The sequence below is a fragment of the Corynebacterium sp. HMSC036D03 genome (assembly GCF_001836185.1).
GTDB lineage: Bacteria > Actinomycetota > Actinomycetes > Mycobacteriales > Mycobacteriaceae > Corynebacterium > Corynebacterium simulans.
Genome location: NZ_KV827749.1, coordinates 268,354 through 288,621 on the forward strand (window position 1 = coordinate 268,354; position 20,268 = coordinate 288,621).

The 20,268-nt window shown below is 60.8% G+C and carries 24 protein-coding genes; 13 read left to right on the plus strand and 11 right to left on the minus strand.

The window, feature by feature from the left end:
* Nucleotides 1-11 precede the first annotated feature (11 nt).
* Both dhaL and dhaM read left to right on the plus strand, forming a co-directional pair.
* Entirely contained in the window at nucleotides 12-620 is a 609-nt protein-coding gene (dhaL, locus tag HMPREF2692_RS10885; protein WP_061923631.1) for a dihydroxyacetone kinase subunit DhaL, read from the plus strand.
* Nucleotides 621-623: 3 nt separating this feature from the next.
* Complete coding sequence (gene dhaM, locus HMPREF2692_RS10890) at nucleotides 624-1,319, plus strand: dihydroxyacetone kinase phosphoryl donor subunit DhaM (RefSeq protein ID WP_061922923.1); 696 nt, start codon at nucleotides 624-626, stop codon at nucleotides 1,317-1,319.
* Here dhaM and HMPREF2692_RS10895 read toward each other — a convergent pair.
* From HMPREF2692_RS10895 to HMPREF2692_RS12785, 8 genes are all read right to left on the minus strand, one after another.
* Complete coding sequence (locus HMPREF2692_RS10895; protein WP_062038728.1) at nucleotides 1,316-2,077, minus strand: SDR family oxidoreductase; 762 nt, start codon at nucleotides 2,075-2,077, stop codon at nucleotides 1,316-1,318. The genes dhaM and HMPREF2692_RS10895 overlap by 4 nt on opposite strands.
* Before the next feature lie 83 nt (nucleotides 2,078-2,160).
* Nucleotides 2,161-2,367, minus strand: a complete 207-nt coding sequence (locus HMPREF2692_RS10900; RefSeq protein WP_061922916.1) for a 5-oxoproline transporter, DUF979 family subunit — start codon at nucleotides 2,365-2,367, stop codon at nucleotides 2,161-2,163.
* 83 nt (nucleotides 2,368-2,450) lie between these two features.
* On the minus strand, nucleotides 2,451-2,603 hold the full coding sequence (locus HMPREF2692_RS13190) for a hypothetical protein (protein ID WP_160330560.1): 153 nt from the start codon (nucleotides 2,601-2,603) through the stop codon (nucleotides 2,451-2,453).
* 302 nt (nucleotides 2,604-2,905) lie between these two features.
* On the minus strand, nucleotides 2,906-3,844 hold the full coding sequence (locus tag HMPREF2692_RS10910; protein ID WP_061922910.1) for a uridine-preferring nucleoside hydrolase UriH: 939 nt from the start codon (nucleotides 3,842-3,844) through the stop codon (nucleotides 2,906-2,908).
* Nucleotides 3,845-3,854: 10 nt separating this feature from the next.
* On the minus strand, nucleotides 3,855-5,345 hold the full coding sequence (locus HMPREF2692_RS10915; RefSeq protein WP_061922907.1) for a uridine transporter UriT: 1,491 nt from the start codon (nucleotides 5,343-5,345) through the stop codon (nucleotides 3,855-3,857).
* Nucleotides 5,346-5,370: 25 nt separating this feature from the next.
* Nucleotides 5,371-6,300, minus strand: a complete 930-nt coding sequence (locus HMPREF2692_RS10920) for a ribokinase RbsK1 (RefSeq protein ID WP_061922904.1) — start codon at nucleotides 6,298-6,300, stop codon at nucleotides 5,371-5,373.
* The gene (locus tag HMPREF2692_RS10925) at nucleotides 6,297-7,319 is read right to left on the minus strand and encodes a transcriptional regulator UriR (RefSeq protein ID WP_061923628.1); all 1,023 of its coding nucleotides are present in this window, start codon (nucleotides 7,317-7,319) and stop codon (nucleotides 6,297-6,299) included. The genes HMPREF2692_RS10920 and HMPREF2692_RS10925 overlap by 4 nt, the downstream gene beginning before the upstream one ends.
* Before the next feature lie 71 nt (nucleotides 7,320-7,390).
* A complete protein-coding gene (locus HMPREF2692_RS12785; protein ID WP_235591050.1) occupies nucleotides 7,391-7,693 on the minus strand; it encodes a glycerate kinase in 303 nt (100 codons plus the stop codon).
* 221 nt (nucleotides 7,694-7,914) lie between these two features.
* Here HMPREF2692_RS12785 and HMPREF2692_RS10930 point away from each other — a divergent pair, with 221 nt between their 5' ends.
* The 5 genes from HMPREF2692_RS10930 (at nucleotide 7,915) to HMPREF2692_RS10950 (ending at nucleotide 12,201) form a co-directional block, all read left to right on the plus strand.
* Entirely contained in the window at nucleotides 7,915-9,048 is a 1,134-nt protein-coding gene (locus HMPREF2692_RS10930; protein ID WP_246823448.1) for a sensor histidine kinase, read from the plus strand.
* Entirely contained in the window at nucleotides 9,045-9,722 is a 678-nt protein-coding gene (locus HMPREF2692_RS10935; RefSeq protein ID WP_070823600.1) for a response regulator, read from the plus strand. The genes HMPREF2692_RS10930 and HMPREF2692_RS10935 overlap by 4 nt, the downstream gene beginning before the upstream one ends.
* A 73-nt stretch (nucleotides 9,723-9,795) precedes the next feature.
* Nucleotides 9,796-10,710: an ABC transporter ATP-binding protein gene (locus tag HMPREF2692_RS10940; RefSeq protein WP_070823602.1), complete on the plus strand. Its 915-nt coding sequence runs from the start codon at nucleotides 9,796-9,798 to the stop codon at nucleotides 10,708-10,710.
* Complete coding sequence (locus HMPREF2692_RS10945; RefSeq protein WP_070823604.1) at nucleotides 10,707-11,453, plus strand: ABC transporter permease; 747 nt, start codon at nucleotides 10,707-10,709, stop codon at nucleotides 11,451-11,453. The genes HMPREF2692_RS10940 and HMPREF2692_RS10945 overlap by 4 nt, the downstream gene beginning before the upstream one ends.
* 4 nt (nucleotides 11,454-11,457) lie before the next feature.
* Nucleotides 11,458-12,201: an ABC transporter permease gene (locus HMPREF2692_RS10950; RefSeq protein WP_070823606.1), complete on the plus strand. Its 744-nt coding sequence runs from the start codon at nucleotides 11,458-11,460 to the stop codon at nucleotides 12,199-12,201.
* A 141-nt stretch (nucleotides 12,202-12,342) separates the two neighbouring features.
* Here the strand turns inward: HMPREF2692_RS10950 and HMPREF2692_RS10955 are convergent, their stop codons facing one another.
* Complete coding sequence (locus tag HMPREF2692_RS10955) at nucleotides 12,343-13,791, minus strand: RNA polymerase sigma factor (RefSeq protein WP_062039495.1); 1,449 nt, start codon at nucleotides 13,789-13,791, stop codon at nucleotides 12,343-12,345.
* Nucleotides 13,792-13,988: 197 nt separating this feature from the next.
* Nucleotides 13,989-14,789 (minus strand): polyphosphate--glucose phosphotransferase, encoded by an 801-nt coding sequence (ppgK, locus tag HMPREF2692_RS10960; RefSeq protein ID WP_062040438.1) that lies wholly within the window; start codon nucleotides 14,787-14,789, stop codon nucleotides 13,989-13,991.
* A gap of 35 nt (nucleotides 14,790-14,824) precedes the next feature.
* Here ppgK and HMPREF2692_RS10965 point away from each other — a divergent pair, with 35 nt between their 5' ends.
* Nucleotides 14,825-15,688, plus strand: a complete 864-nt coding sequence (locus HMPREF2692_RS10965) for an inositol monophosphatase family protein (protein WP_062040441.1) — start codon at nucleotides 14,825-14,827, stop codon at nucleotides 15,686-15,688.
* 108 nt (nucleotides 15,689-15,796) lie between these two features.
* Entirely contained in the window at nucleotides 15,797-16,087 is a 291-nt protein-coding gene (locus tag HMPREF2692_RS10970; RefSeq protein WP_061922875.1) for a DUF4193 domain-containing protein, read from the plus strand.
* 131 nt (nucleotides 16,088-16,218) lie between these two features.
* Here the strand turns inward: HMPREF2692_RS10970 and HMPREF2692_RS10975 are convergent, their stop codons facing one another.
* Nucleotides 16,219-16,755, minus strand: coding sequence for a DUF3093 domain-containing protein (locus HMPREF2692_RS10975; protein ID WP_082785783.1), 537 nt, complete (start codon nucleotides 16,753-16,755; stop codon nucleotides 16,219-16,221).
* Nucleotides 16,756-16,825: 70 nt separating this feature from the next.
* Here HMPREF2692_RS10975 and dut point away from each other — a divergent pair, with 70 nt between their 5' ends.
* The 4 genes from dut to HMPREF2692_RS10995 all read left to right on the plus strand — a co-directional run bounded on the left by dut (nucleotide 16,826) and on the right by HMPREF2692_RS10995 (nucleotide 20,215).
* Nucleotides 16,826-17,299, plus strand: coding sequence for a dUTP diphosphatase (gene dut / locus HMPREF2692_RS10980; protein WP_061922873.1), 474 nt, complete (start codon nucleotides 16,826-16,828; stop codon nucleotides 17,297-17,299).
* Between the two features lie 31 nt (nucleotides 17,300-17,330).
* Nucleotides 17,331-18,230 (plus strand): DUF3710 domain-containing protein, encoded by a 900-nt coding sequence (locus HMPREF2692_RS10985; RefSeq protein ID WP_070823608.1) that lies wholly within the window; start codon nucleotides 17,331-17,333, stop codon nucleotides 18,228-18,230.
* Between the two features lie 97 nt (nucleotides 18,231-18,327).
* Nucleotides 18,328-18,924: a DUF3159 domain-containing protein gene (locus HMPREF2692_RS10990; RefSeq protein WP_083306130.1), complete on the plus strand. Its 597-nt coding sequence runs from the start codon at nucleotides 18,328-18,330 to the stop codon at nucleotides 18,922-18,924.
* On the plus strand, nucleotides 18,917-20,215 hold the full coding sequence (locus tag HMPREF2692_RS10995) for a class I SAM-dependent RNA methyltransferase (protein WP_256381217.1): 1,299 nt from the start codon (nucleotides 18,917-18,919) through the stop codon (nucleotides 20,213-20,215). Before HMPREF2692_RS10990 ends, HMPREF2692_RS10995 begins: the two co-directional genes overlap by 8 nt.
* The last annotated feature ends 53 nt before the right edge of the window (nucleotides 20,216-20,268 follow it).

Here is a 20,268-nt window from a genome sequence, read left to right on the forward strand (position 1 = left end):
CCCTGGCTTGGATGAAAGGTTGTGCCGAACAAGCCCACGAGCACCGGGAGGAGCTTATTGAGCTCGACCGCGTCATCGGCGATAGTGACCATGGTGAAAACGTGGACCGTGGTTTCCGCGCGGTCGTGGAAAAGCTCGAAGCAGATGCCTCGGAAAGCATCGTGGATGTGCTGAAGCTGACGGCCAAGACCTTGATGTCCACCGTCGGCGGCGCATCTGGTCCGCTTTTGGGAACTGCATTCCTGCGCGCTGCTAAGTCAGTCGGCGGTGAAGCGCTTGATGGCGCTGGCGCGGCCGCGCTCATTGAGGCGGCACTCGAGGGCATCACCACCCGTGGTAAGGCCGCCGAAGGGGAGAAGACCATGGTTGATGCGTGGGCGCCGGCGGCGCGTGCTGCCCGCGAGCAGGCTGATGCCGGGGCGGGAGTTGCCGACGTTCTGCGCGCGGCAGCCGATGCCGCAGCCGAAGGCGCCGAGGCAACCATTCCACTCGTTGCTACCAAGGGCCGTGCTTCCTACTTGGGTGAGCGCTCTGTTGGCCATAAGGATCCAGGTGCTGCTTCGACCGCGCTGTTTATTGCTGCAGCTGCTGACGCTGCTTCTGCTGTAAAGGAGGGTTAGGGCATGGCAGAACCGAAAGTGGGCTTGGTCCTAGTTTCGCACTCAGCCAAGCTGGCCGAAGGCCTTGCTGAGCTGGCTGGGCAGATGGCCGCTGACGTGCGTATCGCAGCCGCGGGTGGTCTGGAGTCCGGTGAAATCGGAACCTCGTATGACCTCATCGAGTCGGCTATTAATGACCTGCTCGGGGAAGGCCTCGCAGTTGTTGTTCTCACCGACTTGGGCTCGGCAACAATGACCGTTGAGTCGGTGCTGGAGTTCCTTGACGATGAGCCGGTGAAGTTCGTGGACGCACCGCTCGTGGAGGCTGCTATCGCTGCGGCTACTGCGGCGCAGCAAGGTGATGACCTTGACGAAGTTGCTGTTGCTGCCGAGCGCGCCATCGAGGTGTTCGTGCCAAAGAAAGTGGCGGAACGCAAGGCAGACGTCGCAGACGGCGATGCATACTCACGGTCGGCAACCGTGGCTGATGCTGCTGGTCTCCATGCACGCCCTGCAGCGAAGGTGGCTGAGATGGCCGCGGAGGCAAGTGGCGACATTGTCATTGCATTCGATGACGACCGAGCTGATGCCGATTCCGCCATGATGCTGATGTCCTTGGGCGCCGCGCAGGGCGACACCGTGACGATCATCGGTGATTCAGCGGATAAGCCGATTGTCGACAAAATCGCTGATGCTATTGCGGATGGTCTCGATAACTAGGTTGACAGCACCTGGTAGATGACCTTGGCTACGCGGTCGGGCACCATGTTGCGGGCTACGCGGGCTGCTTTGTCTTGGGCGCCGACGCCCCAGTGGAGGCGGCCTTTGTCCCAGCGGTTCTTGGGGTTGGCGGCGCGCCAGATGGCTTGCGCGACGTCGTCTGGCGTGAGGTTTACGCCGAGGCGTGTGACCGTCTTGGACTTGACGTCGGAGATGGGCGTCTTTGCCCATAGGGGGTTGATGTCGAGCACGCGGATTTTGTCGCGCCGCCACTCGAGGTCGAGGGTTTCAGTCATGGACTGGACATAGGCCTTGGTGGCGGCGTAGACGCCGACGTCGGGGATGCCGTAGCAACCGGCGATGGAGGCGATGTTGATCAGCTGTGAGCCGGGGGTCTTCTTCAGATAGGGGTAAGCAGCGCGTGCGCCGAGGGTGACGCCTAGTGCGTTGACGTCGATGACGGCGCGGATGCGCGCGGGTTCGCTTTCCGCGATGGTGGCGGAGTCGATGATGCCGGCGTTGTTGTCGAGGATGTCGAGCCTGCCGCCGGTGAGTTTGGTGAACTCGGATAGGGCAGCGTCCCAGGACTCTGGTTTGGTGACATCGAGCTCGTAGAAGGTGATGCCCTCACCGAGGATGGATTCGTCGGCTGGTGGGCGAAGATCGCCCAATCCAACGATGTAGCCTTCATTGCGGAAAATATGGGCTACGGCGAGACCGAAGCCGCCGCAGCCGCCGGAGATAAAAATCGACTTCATTCCGCAATGCTAACTGTTTCCTAGGTCACAGGGAAGAGTTTTATAGGCTTTTGTCTCTTGTTTTCTTTTGTAACTTTGGCTCGCTAGAAGGCGAATACTCGCATCATGATTGTGATGGACACCAGCATGATGATGGCGGTGGGGTTTCCGTTGAAGTTCTCAACGAGGACTGGCCAGCCGATTGCAGCGGTCATGATGGGGAACGCGGCGAAGGCGTTGCCCATGACCACGGTGAACAGCGCGTTGCTCGAGCAGTACGCGATGACGCTCCAGAGCAGGGCTTCCTGCACAATCGGCTTCGGGGCTTGTAGGGGCTAGGCCGCTGCGGCCTCCCGGGCTGTGGGGATGTCTCTGTAGAGCTCTCCGCTGCGCATCATTGCGAACAGGACGTTGAGGCGTCGGCGTCGCTGGCCAGGAATTCGCTGACGTCCATGCCAATGACGAAGTCATAGGCCATGAGTCTGTGCTTCCTAGCGATGAGTAGGGAGTTGAATAGATGAGCTTCATCGCTGGGGTGGTCGGACATACTTGCGCTGGCATCCACATTACTGTGAAACCTCATGCCACCCGGGCCGGGCCAGGTTCCTATTGAGCTGTTTGAGTATGTCATTGTCTTCGGCGGCATCACCCCCGGATCATTTTCAGAGACAGGGACAGGAATAAGCCATACCGAAGCCAGCGACTAGTTCCACTTTCCTTTCAGACGGCGGGAACGGACATAAACATAGCCCGCCCATTCGGATGGACGGGCTTTGAATCTTCGGTGCCCTGGGGTGGAACTGCTAACAACGTAATGGGACATTCACGTCCCCCTAGTGCGTTGAGTTCCTAACCGATGCGCTTCACCGCATCGACGACCATGGTCCAGAACTTATCGAAGTCCAGTTCCACCGCCACCTGGGTGGTGCAGTCCTCCGGGGCGGGGGCGCGGAAATCGGCGACGGTCATGCCGGTGGTCAGCGCGCCGGACAGTTCCACATCCAGTGGTGCCTTGCGGGTGGTGAACACGGTGGGGTCGATGAGGTAGGCCACGGCGCAGGGGTCGTGGACGGGTGGGTTGTCGAATCCCTGGGCGTCCTGGTAGTTCTTGCGGAAGGCGTCGAAAAGTGCGACGACGAAGTCGCCCGTCGCGGTGCCCAGTGCGGCGAGTTTTTCCTCCACCTCCGGGGTGGCCAGCGCCTGGTGGGTGAGATCCAGACCGACCATGGTCAGGGGCCAGGACTCGTTGAAGACGATGTGGGCGGCCTCCGGGTCGATCTTGATGTTGAATTCCGCGACGGCGGTCCAGTTGCCGACGTGGTAGCCGCCACCCATGAGGACGACCTCCTTGACGCGTTCGGCGATGCGGGGTTCCTTGCGCACCGCCAGCGCGATGTTGGTCAGCGGGCCGGTGGGAACCAGGGCGACGGTGCCCGGTTCGTTGTTCATCACCGTGTCGATGATGAAGTCCACCGCGTGGGTGTCCTCAACGCCCACGGTCGGCTCGGGGAGGTCATAGTTGTTGATCTCCATGCCGGTGTCGCCGTGGATGTCCTCGGCGACCTCGATGGGGCGGACCAGCGGGCGGGTCACGCCCGGGTAGATCGGGGTGTCCATGCCGGCGATGGTGGCCACGACACGGGCGTTGTGGGTGACCTTGGCCAGGGTCTGGTTGCCGCCGACGGTGGTGATGCCGAGCAGCTCGATGTCCGGGTTGCCGTGGGCGAGCAGCATGGCGACGGCGTCATCGTGTCCGGGATCGCAGTCGAGGATGATCTTGGTGGTCATGGTGAAACTCCTAATTCTCAAAGTGCGGGGTTAGTTGCCCACGGGGGGCGGTATCGGTGGTGTCGGTGGCATTGGCAGCCAGGTTTCTGGCCGCCACGGTATCGGTGATGGATTCCGGGCGTGGGATGAGCAGGGAGCACAGGAACGCCAGCGCCAGGATGATCACACCGGCCCACATACCGGCGGCGTACCCACCGTTGCTGTCCCCGAAGCTGGTGGCCACCGCGAAGAGGATGGCAAAGGAGATACCCGCACCGAGGTTGAAGGCGCCGGCGTTCATCCCCGGCAGGTACCCCTGGTTGTCGGCGGGGGAGAGCACCACACCGAGTCCGTTGAGCATGATGTTGGCGATACCGGCGTAGGTGATACCCACGAAGATGGAGATCCCCAGGTACGCCAGGTTGGAGGTGCTGCCCACGAGGAAGGTGGCACCGGCGACACCGATGATGGTGGCGGCGATACCGATCTGCAGGACGATCTTGTAGCCGAATTTGCCGGCGAGAATACCGGCGACGGGCCCGAAGACCAGGCCGGCCAGGGCATACGGGGTCAGGGTCCACCAGGAGACCACACCGGCGGACATGCCCGCACCATGGGTGGCGTTCTGCGCGAGGTTGGGCAGCAGACCGTTCATGATGGCGAACACGCCGGTCATGGTCAACAGGGTGGTCAGCAGCAGCGCCCAGGTGCGGCGCTGGCCGAGGTACTCGATGCTGACCAGGGGGTTCTTCACACGCTTTTCAATGTTGTAGAAGGCGACGGTGCCGATGATGCCGATGGCGAACAGGGCGATGACGAGGAACCAGTTGGCGTCGGCAAGCTTGCCGGCCTCGTTGAAGGCGGTCAGCAGGGCACCGATGGACACGGCGAGCGGCAGCACACCGAGCCAGTCCATCTTCGGGGTGGTCTCGGCGGTGGATTCCTTCACACTGAAGGACAGGGCCAGGGCGGCCGCCACGCAGAACACGGCCATGACCCAGAAGATGGACCGGAAGCCGAAGTGTTCCGCCAGCCAGCCACCGGCGATCGCGTCGACGCCACCGATACCACCGTTGATGGAGGTGATTACACCCAGCAGTAGTGCGTACTGCTTCTCATTGGGCACATGCTGGCGCAGGATGATCAGACACAGCGGCACGGTGGGGCCGGCCACACCCTGGATCAGACGTCCCAGGAACAACACGGTGACATTGGGGGCGAGTGCCGCGACGAGACAGCCGATGCCGGTGACGATCATCATGCCGATCAGCACCTTGCGGCGGCCGATGAGGTCACCCCAGCGCGGCAGGAAGAGGGAGAACAGGGCGGCCGCGGTGAAGAACGCGGTCTGGGTCATACCGATCTGGGCGGGGGTCGCATTCAGTTCGACCTCCATGGTGGCCAGGGCCGGAGCGAGCATGGAGGCATTGAGCTGGAAGGCGAACACCGCCACCAGCAGGGCGATCATCAGCGGGATGATCGCAGCGGCCGGGGCTTTCTTCGGTTCGATGGTGGTTGACATGGTTACTCTCGTTTCGGTGGGGGAGTTAAGCGGTGACTGTGGGTAGGTCGTCGACAAGCGTGGGGTAGGAGGCCTGCGCGCCGCGGCGGGTGGCGGCGAACGCACCGACGCGGGCGGCGAAGCGTGCGGCCTCCACCAGGGAGTGGCCGTCGGCGAGCTTTGCGACGAGCGCACCCGCGAACGCATCGCCACTGCCGGTGGTGTCCACCGCCTCAACGGTGGGGGTCGGGATCGCGGTGAGGCCCTCGGCGTCACCGACCAGGGCGCCATCGGCACCGAGGGTCATGACCACGGTGGGGAAACCCTGACCCAGCAGGGCTGCCACCAGGGTGGACGGATCGGTTTCGGGGGTGGGTGCACCGAGCATCTCCAACACGAGGGCACCCTCGTGCTCATTGACCAGGAGGGGATCCGCCTGACGCAGCTGCTCATGACCGACCGGGACCACAGGCGCGAGGTTGATCACCACCCGACCCTGCGCCAGGTCCACCGCGCGGTTGAAACCATCGGCGGGGATCTCACCCTGCAGCAGGACGATGCCGGCCTGTTCAATGAGCCGGGCATGCCGGTCCACATAGTCGGCGTCCATGCTGGCATTCGCGCCGGGCACGACGATGATGGTGTTCTCACCGTCATCGGCCACCGTGATCACGGCCAGACCGGTGGGGCCGTCGACGGTGTGGACTGCGGACATGTCAGCGCCGGAGGCACGCATGTGCACCAGGGCGGAGTCGGCCATGGTATCGGAACCCACCGCACCGACCATGTGGACCTCCGCACCGAGCTGGGCGGCGGCCACGGCCTGATTGGCGCCCTTGCCGCCGGCACTGATCTCACCACCGCCGCCGAGGAGGGTCTCACCGGGGTGGGGGTGGCGGTGGACCGTGGTGGTCAGATCCGCGTTGATGGATCCGACAACAACAATGGAACCGGGTGAACCGGGTATGTCAGTCATGGTTGTGGGCCTTTCATGAGGGAATCACCCTGGATCAGGATAGTGGGTGTGACAAGGTGCGTCTGGGTGGATTCGGTAGTTTTGGAGCCTGTCAGCAGCCCGTGCAGGACGGTGAAGGCCTGCCGGGCCATGACGTCCACCTGCTGGTCGATGACCGTCAGGGGCCGTGGTTGCAGGGCGAAGATGGGTTGGTTGTCGAAACCGATCACGCTGATGCCCTCGCCGATACTCAGGCCCGCCCGGTGGCAGGCCTGGAGCACCCCGATGGTCATCATGGTGTCCCCGGCGACCAGTGCACGGGCCCCGTGGTTGAGTAGGTGGGTGGCACCCTGATAGCCCTGCTCCTGTTCGAACCCACCACGGAAGACCAGCTGCGGTTCCCGTTCGTTGTTCCGGCAGGCCTGCTGGAAGGCTTCCAGGCGGGCACGTCCCGAGGAGGTGCTCAGCGGCCCGGAGAGGTAACCGATCGGCAGGGCATGGTGCTCCACCAGCAGCGATACCGCGGCGTCCATGCCGGGTTGCGGATCGGAGATGACGGTGGGGATGGGGGATCCGGTGAGTTCTCGGTCGATGAGGACCAAGGGCATGCCCTGGGCGTGCAGGTTGTTCAGTTGGTCCGCGCAGGCTTCATCGGGCACGCAGATGATGCCGTCCACCCCGTGGCTGGCAAGGAAGGCCAGGGAGGCGGCCATGGTCTCCGGGCGCTCATCGGTGTTGGTGATGATGGTGGCCAGACCGGCACCCTCGGCTGCGTTCTGCACGGCGGAGACCATGGTGGCGAAATAGGGGTTGATCAGGCTGGGCACCACTATCCCGATGGTGTTGCTGCGTGAGCTCTGCAGGGCCCGGGCCTGGGCGTTGGGGAGATATCCCATCTCCGCGGCTAGGGCCTGGATGCGCGTGCGGGTGGTGGTGGCCACCGCGGGGTTGTCCGCCATGGCGCGGGAGGCGGTGGCGATGGAGACACCGGCGCGCTGGGCCACGTCCTTGAGGGTGGGACGGCTGTGTTCTGCTGCCATGATGGTCACCCCGCTTCGCCCTGTGGTGTGCAAACGATTGATGTAAACGTTTGCAATTTGTTAAATCCACCCTATTTCCTCACCACCGGTTCCAGCAAGGGGGCACTCTGGCGGGGGTGGAAACAGCTCCGACCCCGCCGCGGGGAGCGACGGGGTCGCAGGCATTGAGGGATAGGAACGCGGAAGCCGCGCAAGCGAATGTGCGCGGCTAGGAGGATGGTGGTCGCGCCGGGGTCGCGCAGGTCCTGCGGCACGAGGGAGAGGCCTGCGCAGGAGGCCATCTCGATGACGGCGAGGCGTCGCGCGGGGAACTCGACCCACTGGGCGGTGACCTGTTGTCCGACGGGTCCGGTGACTTCTATGGTGTGTGTCACCGCGGCGGGGCGGGCGGCGAGGATTTCGAATCAGGCTGTTCTGCAATGTTGCTCTCGTCACGGTATCCCAAGACATTAGTTTGGGGCGCAGATTTCCAATCTTCGGCTGCCTGAAATTGTGGGGAAGGAGGTCTATTTAGACCCGGCCTGGGGAAGAAATGGCCGACGAAATCGTACTCAGGCATGACTACTTAACTCGTCGAACCGGATAGCGTAGAGGTGTGGAAGTCTTTTCTGATAGGCGAATGATTCGTGACCTTGCGGTGTCGCTTTTGTGCGGAGCGGCGTCTCTCATCGGTAGGGACCTGATGTCCCGGCCGCTCTTTGACTACCTGATTATCGCCTTGGTCGTGCTAGTGCCAATTATTAGCAGGCGGTGGCCGCGCCTGGTGGTCTTCGTTGCATCAGTGGTGCTCTTCGCCAGCCTGTTCCAGGTGGAACTCACCGTAGGCATCATAATCCTTGCGGGGCAGGTCGCCTACATTATTCGCCGCAGGCTGGAAGAGCCCCTACGTCGAATAATGACTATAGGGATGCTTGCTGCGGACTTTATCGGCGTATTTTGGGTGAGCCAAACGGTACAGGAAGCAGCACAGGATATTGCGCGGCGCCTTTTCGTCGTGGGCTGGAGCCTACTGGTCCTTGCGGTATGCATGCTTGTGGGTGAACTGCGTAGGAGAGCAGAGGAAGAACGCACACGGGAGATTTCGCGTGCTCTAGAGAAACAACGCCTGGAATTCGAGAAAAGCTCGACGGAACAACGGGCGTTCATCGCACGTGAGATCCATGACGTCGTCACGCACTCGCTATCGGTCATAGTTGCCCAGGCCGATGGGGCGCTCTACACCAAAGACACGGAAGCGCAAGAAGAAGCTTTGAAGTCTATTTCCCGCGTGGGAAGGACCTCTTTGCGGGAGATGCGGGGAGTCGTGGGCTTGCTGCGCACAGGGGAAAAGCGCGGCACTCAACCGATGGCGGGATTCGGTGATCTTTCAGAACTCATTAACAGCGTTAGAAGCGCTGGCATTGCTGTGGGATATCGCTGCACAGGAACGCCACCTGAAGAGCTTTCCGCCGCGACGTCGCTAAGTCTGTACCGAATTGTCCAAGAGGCTTTGACCAATGCGAACAAACATGGTGGCGGGCAAGCAGACGTACTAGTCGAATGGCTTGAAGGTATCGTCCGCTTTGAGGTGCGCAATGGATACATGGGTGATGCCCGAGGCGAGGGACATGGCATTGCTGGCATGAAGGAACGAGCGGAATTGGTTGGAGGAACCTTCCAACAGCGCAGTGATGCTGGCACATGGATAGTAGAAGCAGAGTTACCCACAGGAGGAGGAAGTAAGCAATGAAAGTCGGATTGGTAGATGACCAGGTTCTCTTCCTACACGGGATTGCCCAGATCATTAGTTCGCAGCCAGACATGGATGTTATCTGGCAAGCAAACGATGGCGAAGATGCGCTGACCCAATGCGCGGCCACGCCTGCTGATGTGGTGCTCATGGATGTACAGATGCCTGTCCGCGATGGAATTAGCGCCACTGCTGAAATCGCATCCACTCTTCCGGAGACGAAGGTCATCATTCTGACAACCTTCGATGACGAAGACTACGTAGTAGCTGGGCTGCGAGCAGGAGCGAGTGGCTTCGTGCTCAAGGACGCAGAGCCAGAGGAGCTACTAAGCGCGTTGCGCACTGTCTATCGCGGAGACGCGGTAATCTCACCCCGCGCCACTAAGCGCCTTGTCCACAGTATGAGGGATGATTCCACGGACACGCTGAGTATTAGCGGCGTAGACCGTCGGGTACTTGAGTCGCTGACTGCCCGTGAACAAGAAATCCTTGAAGCAATCGGGATGGGATGGTCAAACACAGAGATATGTGAGCGGATGTTCATCTCTATGCCGACCGTCAAGACGCACGTTGGACGAGTACTCGCCAAGACGAGTTCTAGGGACCGTGTACACGCAGCCCTTTTCGTCTATCGCACAGGAGTTGTCTCCCGTGCTGACCTGCTTAGCTCCTAATACCCCGGTATGACTCGCGAAATCGTGCCTCGCGGCGATGTGCGGCGTAGGCGCGCCGGGCAACGATTGAGTTATGAGCACAGAATATGTTGTCGAAACTCAGGGTTTGACCAAGGAATATAAGGGATTCAAGGCCGTCGACGGCCTTGATATGGCAATCGGCCACGGTGTCGTTCACGGATTGTTGGGGCCGAATGGTTCGGGCAAGTCCACGACCATGAAAATGCTTTTGGGTCTGGCAAAGCCGACTGCGGGAAGCATCAGTTTGTTCGGCGAGCCTTTCGGGCCTAAGACGCGCAGCCGGGCCTTGGCCCGCACCGGCTCGCTCATCGAGCAGCCTTCGGCCTATTTGCACCTCACCGGGCGAGAGAACCTGCGCATCGCTGCGCGGCTTCTACGCGCTGAGGCAGAAGACGTGGATCGCGCAGTGCACCTCGTGCGGCTGGAAAAGCAGCTGGACAAACAAGTAGCGAACTATTCCTTGGGCATGAAGCAGCGCCTCGGCATCGCAATGGCTATGATTCGTAACCCGCAGCTTCTGATCCTTGATGAACCAACGAACGGCCTTGACCCTGCCGGTATCGAAGAGATTCGCAATCTCATCGTCAGCCTCGCTGCCGATGAGGGGCGAACGGTATTGGTTTCGAGCCACCTTCTCTCGGAAATCGAAAAGATGGCTAGTGAGCTGACCATTATCGATCGCGGGCAGTTGCTTTTCCAAGGTACAAAGCAGGAGCTTTTCCATTCCCAGCCGCCTGAAGTCTTTATCGAAACCCCGAACCCCAAGGAAGCGGCGCAAGCACTCGCGGGTATCTCAGTGCGCTTTGTAGAAGGTGGCATTCGGGTCCCGAACTTAAGCGAGCGCGACGTCGCGGGGGCTTGCGCGCAGCTCGTCAACCATGGCGTGCCCATCTACCAAGTGCTAAGAACGCACCGCAGTCTCGAAGAGATCTTCATTTCGATTACGGGACGAGGTGGCTTGCAATGATGCTGCAGAATGAATATGCCAAGATGCGGCATACCCGGATGCTGCCGCTTGCCCTTGCTGTCACGCTCGCCATCGTTGCCTTTTCCAGTATGAATCTGGTGAGTGAGCACGCCGCCGAACAATTTCAGCAAGATCCACATAGTCAATGGGGCGGACATCTCCTTGGCTACATCATGGTGACGGCCTTCCTCACTCCGGTGCAGGTGGCATTGTTAGCCAGCCGCGCAGCCGATGTAGAGCATCTCCACGGCGGCTGGCGGCTTAATTCCATCGCCGGGTACCGCCGCGGTGGTCTGCTCCGCGCGAAGTTCGCAGCTTTAGCCCTTGTCCTAGCCGCAGTAAAGGTAGTTGAATTGCTCGCGGTCTTGACCACTCCATTCCTCTTTGGCGCACAGTCGATTGATTCCCCCGGCACATGGGTTCTCACAGCAGCTGGTCTATATGGGACCTCGTGCGCACTGATGGCGATTTTCTTGTGGCAGGCAGCACGCGTGGAATCCCAGCTCGTGGTGCTCAGCACTGGGGTAGTAGGCGGCTTCCTCGGTGTGGCAGGAATGCTTTCCCCAACCGCGGTCACGCTCATTAATCCCTTCGGTTACTACGCAATCTTATCCCCATTTACCTTCCGCCCCGAAGGCCTGGTGAGCATCGAACCACTGTGGATTCCATGGGCACTGTTCATCGCCGTTGTAACCGTCATCTTCACCGTGCTTTGTCGCACGCTTGATTCCCAGGAGGAATAAGTTCATGTTTGCTATCGACCTGCTGAAATTTCGACGCTCTTACGTATGGGCTGTCATCTTCCTCGTGCCGTCTATAGCAGTCGGCATTGGTGCCGCGAATTATCACGCCAACTTGGCGGTACTTAATGCCGGATGGGCAAGCTATCTTTCCCAAGCAACGCTGTTCTACGGCTTAATCTTTATGACCGTGGGAGTGGCCATCATCGCTGCAGCTGCCTGGCGCCTGGAACATCGCAACCACAATTGGAACACTATTTTGACCTCATCGCGCTCGGCGGGAGAAGTAGTCGCGGCCAAGTTTTTCTCCATCATGGTCCTCATCGCGCTAATGCAGGCGGTGTTCATTGCGCTGGCATTAGGCATTGGACGCGGCTTAGGAATACAGGGAGAGATTTCGCCTCTCAACTTGAGCGCGCTGTTCCTAGCAATCATCCCGGCGTTCGCAGTCGGGGCCTGGCAATCCTTCTTCTCGATGATCTTTCGCAGCTTTGCCACGCCCGTGGCGATTTCACTTGTGGGCGCGATTGCCTCAGTTGGAATTCTCTACAGCGGTATTCGGCTCATCCCGATGCTGCTACCACCGGCTATGGTTACGTCGACGATTTCGCTCGGCAGTACTGCCTTCGGCGCAGATGACACTCCTGATGTGTACGGTATCGCGTTCAGGATGGCTGTTTCTATCTGCTTCGTCATCGGAGCTTGGATTGCATCTGTTGTCTGGCTGCGAACCCATGACGTTGAGGCTTAGGCCGCATCCTTGGGACTCTTGCTTGTGCCACAGATGCAAAATGCCCTCGCGTCCCTCCGCAGCTTAGTGCTAACGGGGGGAGGAGAGGGCGGCGTCGGCAAGCGTGTGCGTCTTGTTGCTTGCCTTGGCTAGCTTGGCCTCTTAGTCGAGGTAGTCGCGCAGCACCTGAGAGCGCGATGGGTGGCGCAGCTTGGACATGGTCTTGGACTCGATCTGGCGGATGCGCTCGCGGGTGACGCCGTAGACTTGGCCGATTTCGTCTAAAGTGCGCGGCATGCCGTCGGTCAGGCCGAAGCGCAGGCGGACAACGCCGGCCTCACGCTCAGACAGGGTGGTGAGCACGTCCTGGAGCTGGTCCTGCAGCAAGGTGAAGGATACGGCGTCGACAGCGATGACTGCCTCGGAATCCTCGATGAAGTCACCCAGCTGGGAATCGCCCTCATCACCAATGGTCTGGTCCAGGGAAATAGGCTCACGAGCATACTGCTGGATCTCCAGCACCTTTTCCTCGGTGATATCCATTTCCTTCGCCAGTTCCTGCGGGGTGGGCTCGCGGCCCAGATCCTGCAGCAGCTCACGCTGGATGCGGCCCAGCTTGTTGATGACCTCAACCATGTGGACCGGGATACGAATGGTGCGGGCCTGGTCCGCCATAGCGCGGGTAATGGCCTGGCGGATCCACCACGTGGCGTAGGTGGAGAACTTGTAGCCCTTGGTGTAGTCGAACTTCTCAACCGCACGGATAAGGCCCAGGTTGCCTTCCTGGATGAGGTCCAAGAAAGCCATGCCGCGGCCGGTGTAGCGTTTCGCAAGCGAAACGACGAGTCGGAGGTTCGCCTCCAGCAGATGGTTCTTTGCCTTGCGGCCATCACGGGCGATGGAACGCAGGTCGCGCTTTTCCATAGGGGAGAGCTTGGCGGCCTTATCGCCCTCAGCGCGTGCCTTTTCCATCTCATCCATGCGGTACTGCGCGTAGAGGCCAGCCTCAATGCGCTTTGCCAGGGAGACCTCCTGCTCAGCGTTAAGGAGGGCGACCTTACCGATCTGCTTGAGATAAGCGCGGACGGAGTCAGCAGAAGCGGTCAGCTGTGCATCCTTGCGCGCCTGGCGCAGGGTAGCGGACTCTTCCTCGTCCCAGACAGAGGAAGAATCCTCTTCGTCGTCTTCATCGTCCTCATCCGCATCGAGTTCGTCATCAGAATCGCCGAACTCGTCATCGTCCATGTCCGCGTTATCTGGATCGAAGTCAGCGTCATCCTGGTCCGCGTCATCTACCAGCTCGTCCTCGAGCTCGTCAGAAGCGGTCTCGAGCTGTTCCTGCTTCTCCTCAGGAGCGGCCGCGGCCTTCTGCGCAGACTTGCGGACGGTCTTCTTGGCAGATTTCTTCGCAGTTTTGCGAGTCGTCTTCTTGGCCGTCTTCTTAGCAGTCTTTTTGGCCGTTTTCTTCGCGGTCTTTTTGGCGGTCTTCTTCGCGGCCTTCTTTGCGGTTTTCTTGGCCGTCTTTTTGGCGGTCTTCTTGACAGGGGCAGATGCCTCGGCGGCATCAGTGCCCTCGCCGAGAACCTGGTCTGAAGAATCAGTGGCTGCCACGTACGCCCTTTCGACTTGCTTGTGATTGAAAACAGCAAGGTTAGACAAGGTCCAACCTTTGGGGCCATGCTACGAGCTCGCCACATCAGGGCGGGTTAGGCACGCCGCGTGCTGTTTAGATTAAGGATCGACGGCCCAGTATAGATGATCTTGCCTTTAAGGCGGTTAACTGGGGTCGATTAGCTATGTGATTGCTGTTACGGCTTAAGGCCCTGCTGGGCTGCCATAGCCGCACCCACGATGCCCGCACGATTGCGCAACTGCGCTGGGGCAACGGGAGTAGAAGTGGTGAGTTTATCGCCCCACTTTTCCCACTTGCGGGAAATGCCGCCGCCAATGATGAAAGCGTGGGGATTGAAAAGTTTTTCGTATTCTTCCAATACTCGGTCAAGGCGCTTGACCCATTCCTTGTACTTCAGTCCCTCGCGCTCCTTTACAGCAGAGGACGCCTGGTGCTCAGCCTCGGCATCGCCGACCATCATGTGGCCCAACTCCGTATTAGGGAAGAGCTTGCCGTCCAGCAGGAACGCGGAGCCGATACCAGTGCCGAGGGTCAGGAAGATGACCGAGCCCGTGCGCGCCACCGCGTCGCCGTAGGCAACCTCGGCGAGGCCGGCAGCGTCGGCGTCGTTAAGCACCACGAAAGGCTGATCCAGGTACTGGGCGAAAAGCTCCTGCGCATCCACGCCAATCCAGGACTTGTCGATGTTGGCGGCACTGAGCACCTTCTGATCTTTCACCACGGAAGGCAGAGTGATACCCACCGGGCCCTCCCAGTTCTTTTCCGCCACAATCTGCGCGACGATCGTCGCCACGGCCTCCGGGGTGGACTTTTCCGGGGTAGCAATCTTTAGACGCTCGCCCACGAACTCGCCGTTTGCTAGGTCTACTTCCGCGCCCTTGATGCCGGAACCTCCGATGTCGATGCCAAAAGAGTGCTCCGCCTGGGCTGGGGCGGCGTGGTTTGCGGTGCTGGTTTCAGCTGTAGTGCCAGTCATAGGCATCAAGTCTAGGCAAATGCATAATTGTTGGCATGGCTAGCTTTGATAGGGATGTAATTAACGTCGAAGAGCTGCGCGATTTCGCCGCGGCTACTGCCCGTGCCGCCGCAGCACGTATTCGCACGCAAAGAGCGGCGCTTATCGACGCCGACGGTCTCGCCGCGCACACGCAGACGAAGTCGAGTGCGGTGGACCCCGTCACCGAGGTGGATCAAGCAACTGAGCGTTTTATCACCGAGCAGATCGTCTTCGCGCGTCCTGGCGACGGCATCTTGGGCGAGGAAGGCGCAGACGTTTTAAGTAGCACCGGCATTACCTGGATTGTCGATCCCATCGATGGCACCGTGAACTTCCTCTATGGCATCAATGAGTATGCGGTGTCCATCGGCGCCGCCGTGGATGGCGAGATCGTCGCCGGCGCCGTCATCAACGTAGTGCGCGGCGACCTCTACTCGGCGGCCCTGGGCTACGGCGCCACGCTAGAAACGTCCGATGGCACTCTACGAAAGCTTCACTGCCGCACCGAAACTGATCCTGCGCTAGCCCTGGTGGCAACGGGCTTTGGGTATGCAGCGGGGCGTCGCCAAGCGCAGGCGGAGTTGCTTTGCCGACTGCTTCCGCAGGTACGTGATATTCGTCGCATGGGCGCGGCCGCGCTCGACTTGTGCCGCGTGGCGGAGGGAAGCGTCGACGCCTACTACGAGCACGGAATTAACGCCTGGGACTGCGCCGCCGGTGCCATCATCGCAGCTGAAGCCGGAGCTGTAGTTAATCGCCCAGGATTGAATAAAGGCGCAAAAGACGGCGAATTAACCTGGGCCTGCGGGGGTAGCCTGGCCTCGGCATTTTCCCAGCTTCTCGAAGAAAATGGTGCCCTAGAGCCACTGCGGGGGTAGGAATCTGACGCGCCTGCGGCGGGGCGAGTATGACATCGCAGCAAATGTGTTTTAGGATGCGCACGATAAATACCTATCCCAACCACATGACTAATAGGGGCGTACACTATGGCCACCGATTATGACGCACCGCGTCGCCGTGTAGAAGACGAGCTGGAAGCCGACTCTCTCGAAGGTCTGAAGGCTGCCGAAACCGACAACAACGGCATGGACGACGATGGAGAAATCGTCGAGGCTTTCCAGCCACCGACAGTGGATCTCACCGGTGAGGAACTCAACGTCACCGTCATCCCGCGTCAGGAAGACGAGTTCACCTGCTCTTCCTGCTTCCTGGTGCAATCCAACAAGCGCTTGTCCCACGAGGAAGACGGTCAGCCGATCTGCCTCGACTGCGCATAGGCGAGAAAAACAAATTCCCCTCTGCGGGCGACTTACCCTTTGGAGCAATAGTTCCTTTCGGAGCAATAACTTGGGTAAGCGGCGCAGAGGGGAATTTTTATGTCTTGCTGCCTTTAGGGAGCTTGCGGCTCTTAAGTGTTAGGGCGATCTGCCGGATCTAAGAAGGCATTTAGCACCTGCTGTGGGTTCTTGGTGGCAACGAGCCAGTACGGAGTTGGATCCTCTGGATCATCCAGAACCAGCATCACGTGCTCATCGATCCAGCCATGCGTGACCAGGAAGGCGGCTGGGTCGAACTGCGGTCCAAGGGCGCTGCGGCGCGCCGACTTTGGCACCACCATGGAGCGCTGCACGACATCGTGGGGAAGCTGCGCGTCTTTGACCACGAGCCAGCGGGTGCCATCAGCATCCTTTTCCACGCGCAGGACGGTGCCGGACCAAGAAACCATGACCCAAATTGCGATGGCGCTTAAGACCACGGCCGGGATGATGATCCACCAAATATTGCGGTTCAGGCTGACCGTCGCGGTGGTAATCGCCACGACGAAGGCTGCCATGAACCAGAAATACCACGGCACCCATTGGCGCTCGCTGTAGAGGACCTCCGGCGCGGGGCTGCCTGCTACGCCGGCTGCGGTTTGGGAAGCGGAAGCAGAATTCTTAGACACGGGAAGTAAGTGTAGTCACTCAGGCCCTGCTTTAGCGAAGCCGTTGTGACCCCACGGTAGGCTAGTGCGGGTGAATGAGACGAACCCATTAATCGATCCTGCAAGCCCCTTCGGCCCTGTCAAGGTACGCCGTCTGGATAAGGAGCTGCCGCTGCCGCAGCGCGCACACCGTGGCGACGCCGGCGCTGACCTCTGCGCGGCAGAATCGGTCGACATCGCCCCGGGCGAGCGCGTCCTCGTGGGAACCGGCATCGCGGTCGCACTACCGCTGGGCACCGTTGGCCTTGTCCACCCGCGCTCCGGCCTGGGCGCCAAGCACGGTGTTTCGGTGGTCAACACGCCGGGCACCATCGACGCCGACTACCGCGGCGAAATTAAGGTCTGCTTGATTAACCACGACCTGCACGAGACTTTCCACGTGGAGCGCGGCATGCGCATCGCGCAGCTGCTCATCCAGCGCGTGGAGCTGGTCGATTTCGAGGAAGTCGAAGAACTCGACGAGACCGTGCGCGGCACCGGCGGCTATGGCTCCACTGGTGTTTAGGTAGCGCGCGAGAAAAGTTTGGAGAACAATTATGCCTATGTGGCCTTTTTCTAAGAAGAAATCTGACTCTCAAAGCGATAACTCCCAGGACGCGGAAACCCGTGTCCCGGCCGATGAGGTACCTGCTGCTGATAACGTTTCGGCAGAAGAAGGCGCGGCGCAAAGCGACGTTTCAGCTGCGCCAACCGATGCCCCCGCAGCTCCTGCAGGCTTCAATGCCTACAGTGTGGAACACGACGCCGTGGGTGGCGAGATGGGTCCTTTCGATGGCGACCAAGTAAATATCCAGGACTTCGACTTCGAGGATTTCTCGGTAGGCCTTTTGGATTTGGGTTCCATGCGCATCCCGCTGCCAAAGGGCACCCAGGTCCAGGTTGAGATGGGCGAGCAGGGCCCGAAGATGCTCCACATCGTTAGCCAACACGGCCGCATGACGCCGGTTGCTTTCGCGGCGCCGCGCAAGCCGGGTCAGTGGGCTGAGTCCGCGACCGACATCATTAATGGTCTCACCCGCGATGGCTTTGAAGCCCACGGCGAGGATGGCCCTTGGGGCACCGAGATCGTCGGCACCAACCCGAATGGTGAAATCCGCATCATCGGCGTCGACGGCCCGCGCTGGATGTACCGCCTGACGCTTGCCGCACCGGCGGGCAAGCAGGAACAACTCGCAGAGCTTGGCCGTGAGGTTTTCGCCCGTACCTTTATCTATCGCGGCGAGGATCCGATCCTGGCTGGCAACTCGCTGCCGGTGACCCTGTCGCAGCAGCTGGCCGAGCAGGTGCAGCAGGCAATGAAGCAGCGTGCTGAAGGCACCAGCGCCGAGGGCACCAGCGCCGATGGCGCTGACGCCCAGCGCACTGATTCTGCAGCAGCTGAAGCGGAGGCTGAAGCCAAGGCACAGCTGGATGAATTGAACAAAGAAGAAAGCTAACGTGACGAAACCCGATAGTTCTAACGGCGCATCCGCGTCCAACGCGTCCAACGACGGAACCGCAACTACTGAGCAAGAGCCCACCCTTCTGGAGCAGATGGGCGGGCTTTCCGGCCTGGTATCTGCGACGCTGCCCGTGGTGGTTCTCATTCCGGTCAACAACGTGTGGGGCTTGGGCCCTGCCTTGTTGGCCGCGCTTGGTGTTGCCCTCCTTATCGCCGTCTGGCGCATTGCCCGCAAGGAAACCCTGCAGCCTGCTATCTCCGGCCTGGTGGGTGTCGGTATTTGCGCCGCCATCGCGTGGTTCACGGGCGATGCAAAGGGCTACTTCCTCTACGGCATCTGGATGTCGCTGCTGTTTTTCATCGTGGCTGCCATCTCGATCGTGGTGCGCTGGCCGCTAGTCGGCGTCATCTGGAAAGGCATCAACGGCGAGGACATGCGTTGGCGCACCGTGGCGCCAGCCCGCCGCGCCTACGCCATCGCAACTGCCGGCTGGGCAGTGATCTTCCTGGCGCGTTTCATCGTGCAAAACGCCATTTACAACGCCGACAACACCACCGCGCTCGGCGTCGTGCGCATCCTCATGGGCTGGCCACTGACAGGCGTGGTCACCCTGCTGACCATCTGGATGGTCCGCCGTGCCAACGCCGCTGTCGAGGAAGCAACTGCTGAGGAGGCTATTCGTGACTAGCCCGGAGGTAACGATTACTAAGGGCGAGACTTTCGACGCTACTGTCGAGCGCATGGCACACGGTGGCGTGGGCATCGCGCATGCTGCCGACGGCCGCATCGTCTTCGTCCACGGCGCATTCCCCGGCGACGCCGTGAGCGTTATCGCCCGCAAGGTCAAGAAGTCCTTCATCGAGGCTGACCTTGTAGCAGTTAACACCGTCGGCCCGCTGCGCGTGGAGTCCGCCTGCCCGGCAGCTGCACAGGGCGCTGGCTGCTGTGACTTCCACGAGCTGGATCCGAATAAGGAATCCGAGATCAAGACCGAAGTCTTGACTGAGCAGCTGCGCCGCGTGGCCAAGCTGGAAAAAGAAGAGCTCGAGGCCCTCAACGTCGAGACCCGCGAGCTTGCCCCACAGCGTGGCTGGCGCACGCGCGTGCGCCTCGGCGTGGACCAGGAGGGCCGTGCCGGCTTGCGCAAGCGTGGCTCCACTGAGCTTGTCACCGATGTTGCCTGCACCCAGCTAGTGCCGGGCCTCGTCGACGGAATCGTGGGGGAGGACGCCCGCCGTTTCACCCCGGGTGCTGAAGTCATCGCCGTGATGGACAGCGAGGGAAACCGCCACGTCGTGGAATCCCGCCGTGCCCCGCGCGGGCGCCGAGTCGAAACCGTCCGCGAAGTCATTGAAGGCACCGGCACCGTGGTCGAAAAGGTAGGAGAGCACGCCTTTACCTTCCCGGCCACCGCATTTTGGCAGGCTCACCGCGCCGCACCCGAGGCCTATACCTCGCTCGTGCGTGAGTGGCTCTCTGCTTCGTCAGCACCGGCGGATTCTTCTGGAGAATCCGCTGTGGCTTGGGACCTCTATGGAGGCGTGGGCCTTTTCGTGCCCGCGCTGCACGACGCCCTGGTAAGCAGCGGAGCGGCCGAGAAACCTGCAGACTTTGCCTCCCCGCAAATTTACTCCGTGGACTACTCGCCGGCAGCAGCTGCCACTAAGCAGGATTGCCTGGCGCCGTACTCCGTGGAGTTCCGCAGCGCCAAGGTGGAAACGTCTGCGGCGCAGCTGCCCGCACCGCGCTTCGTGGTCCTTGACCCACCGCGCACCGGTGCTGGAGACGACGTCGTAAGTTCCGTCGCTAGCGCCGCACCACGCAGCGTCGTCCATGTGGGCTGCGACCCAGCAACCTTCGCTCGCGACATCAAGGCGTGGAAGCAGGTCGGCTATGAACTCAAACGCTTGACCATGCTCAACGCCTTCCCCGGAACGCATCACTTCGAGACGATGGCGCTGCTGCAGCCGCATAAATAGCCTTGCCCCAGCCGCCGCGGCTAACACCCAAGCTAATTCGAGGATTGCCGCCC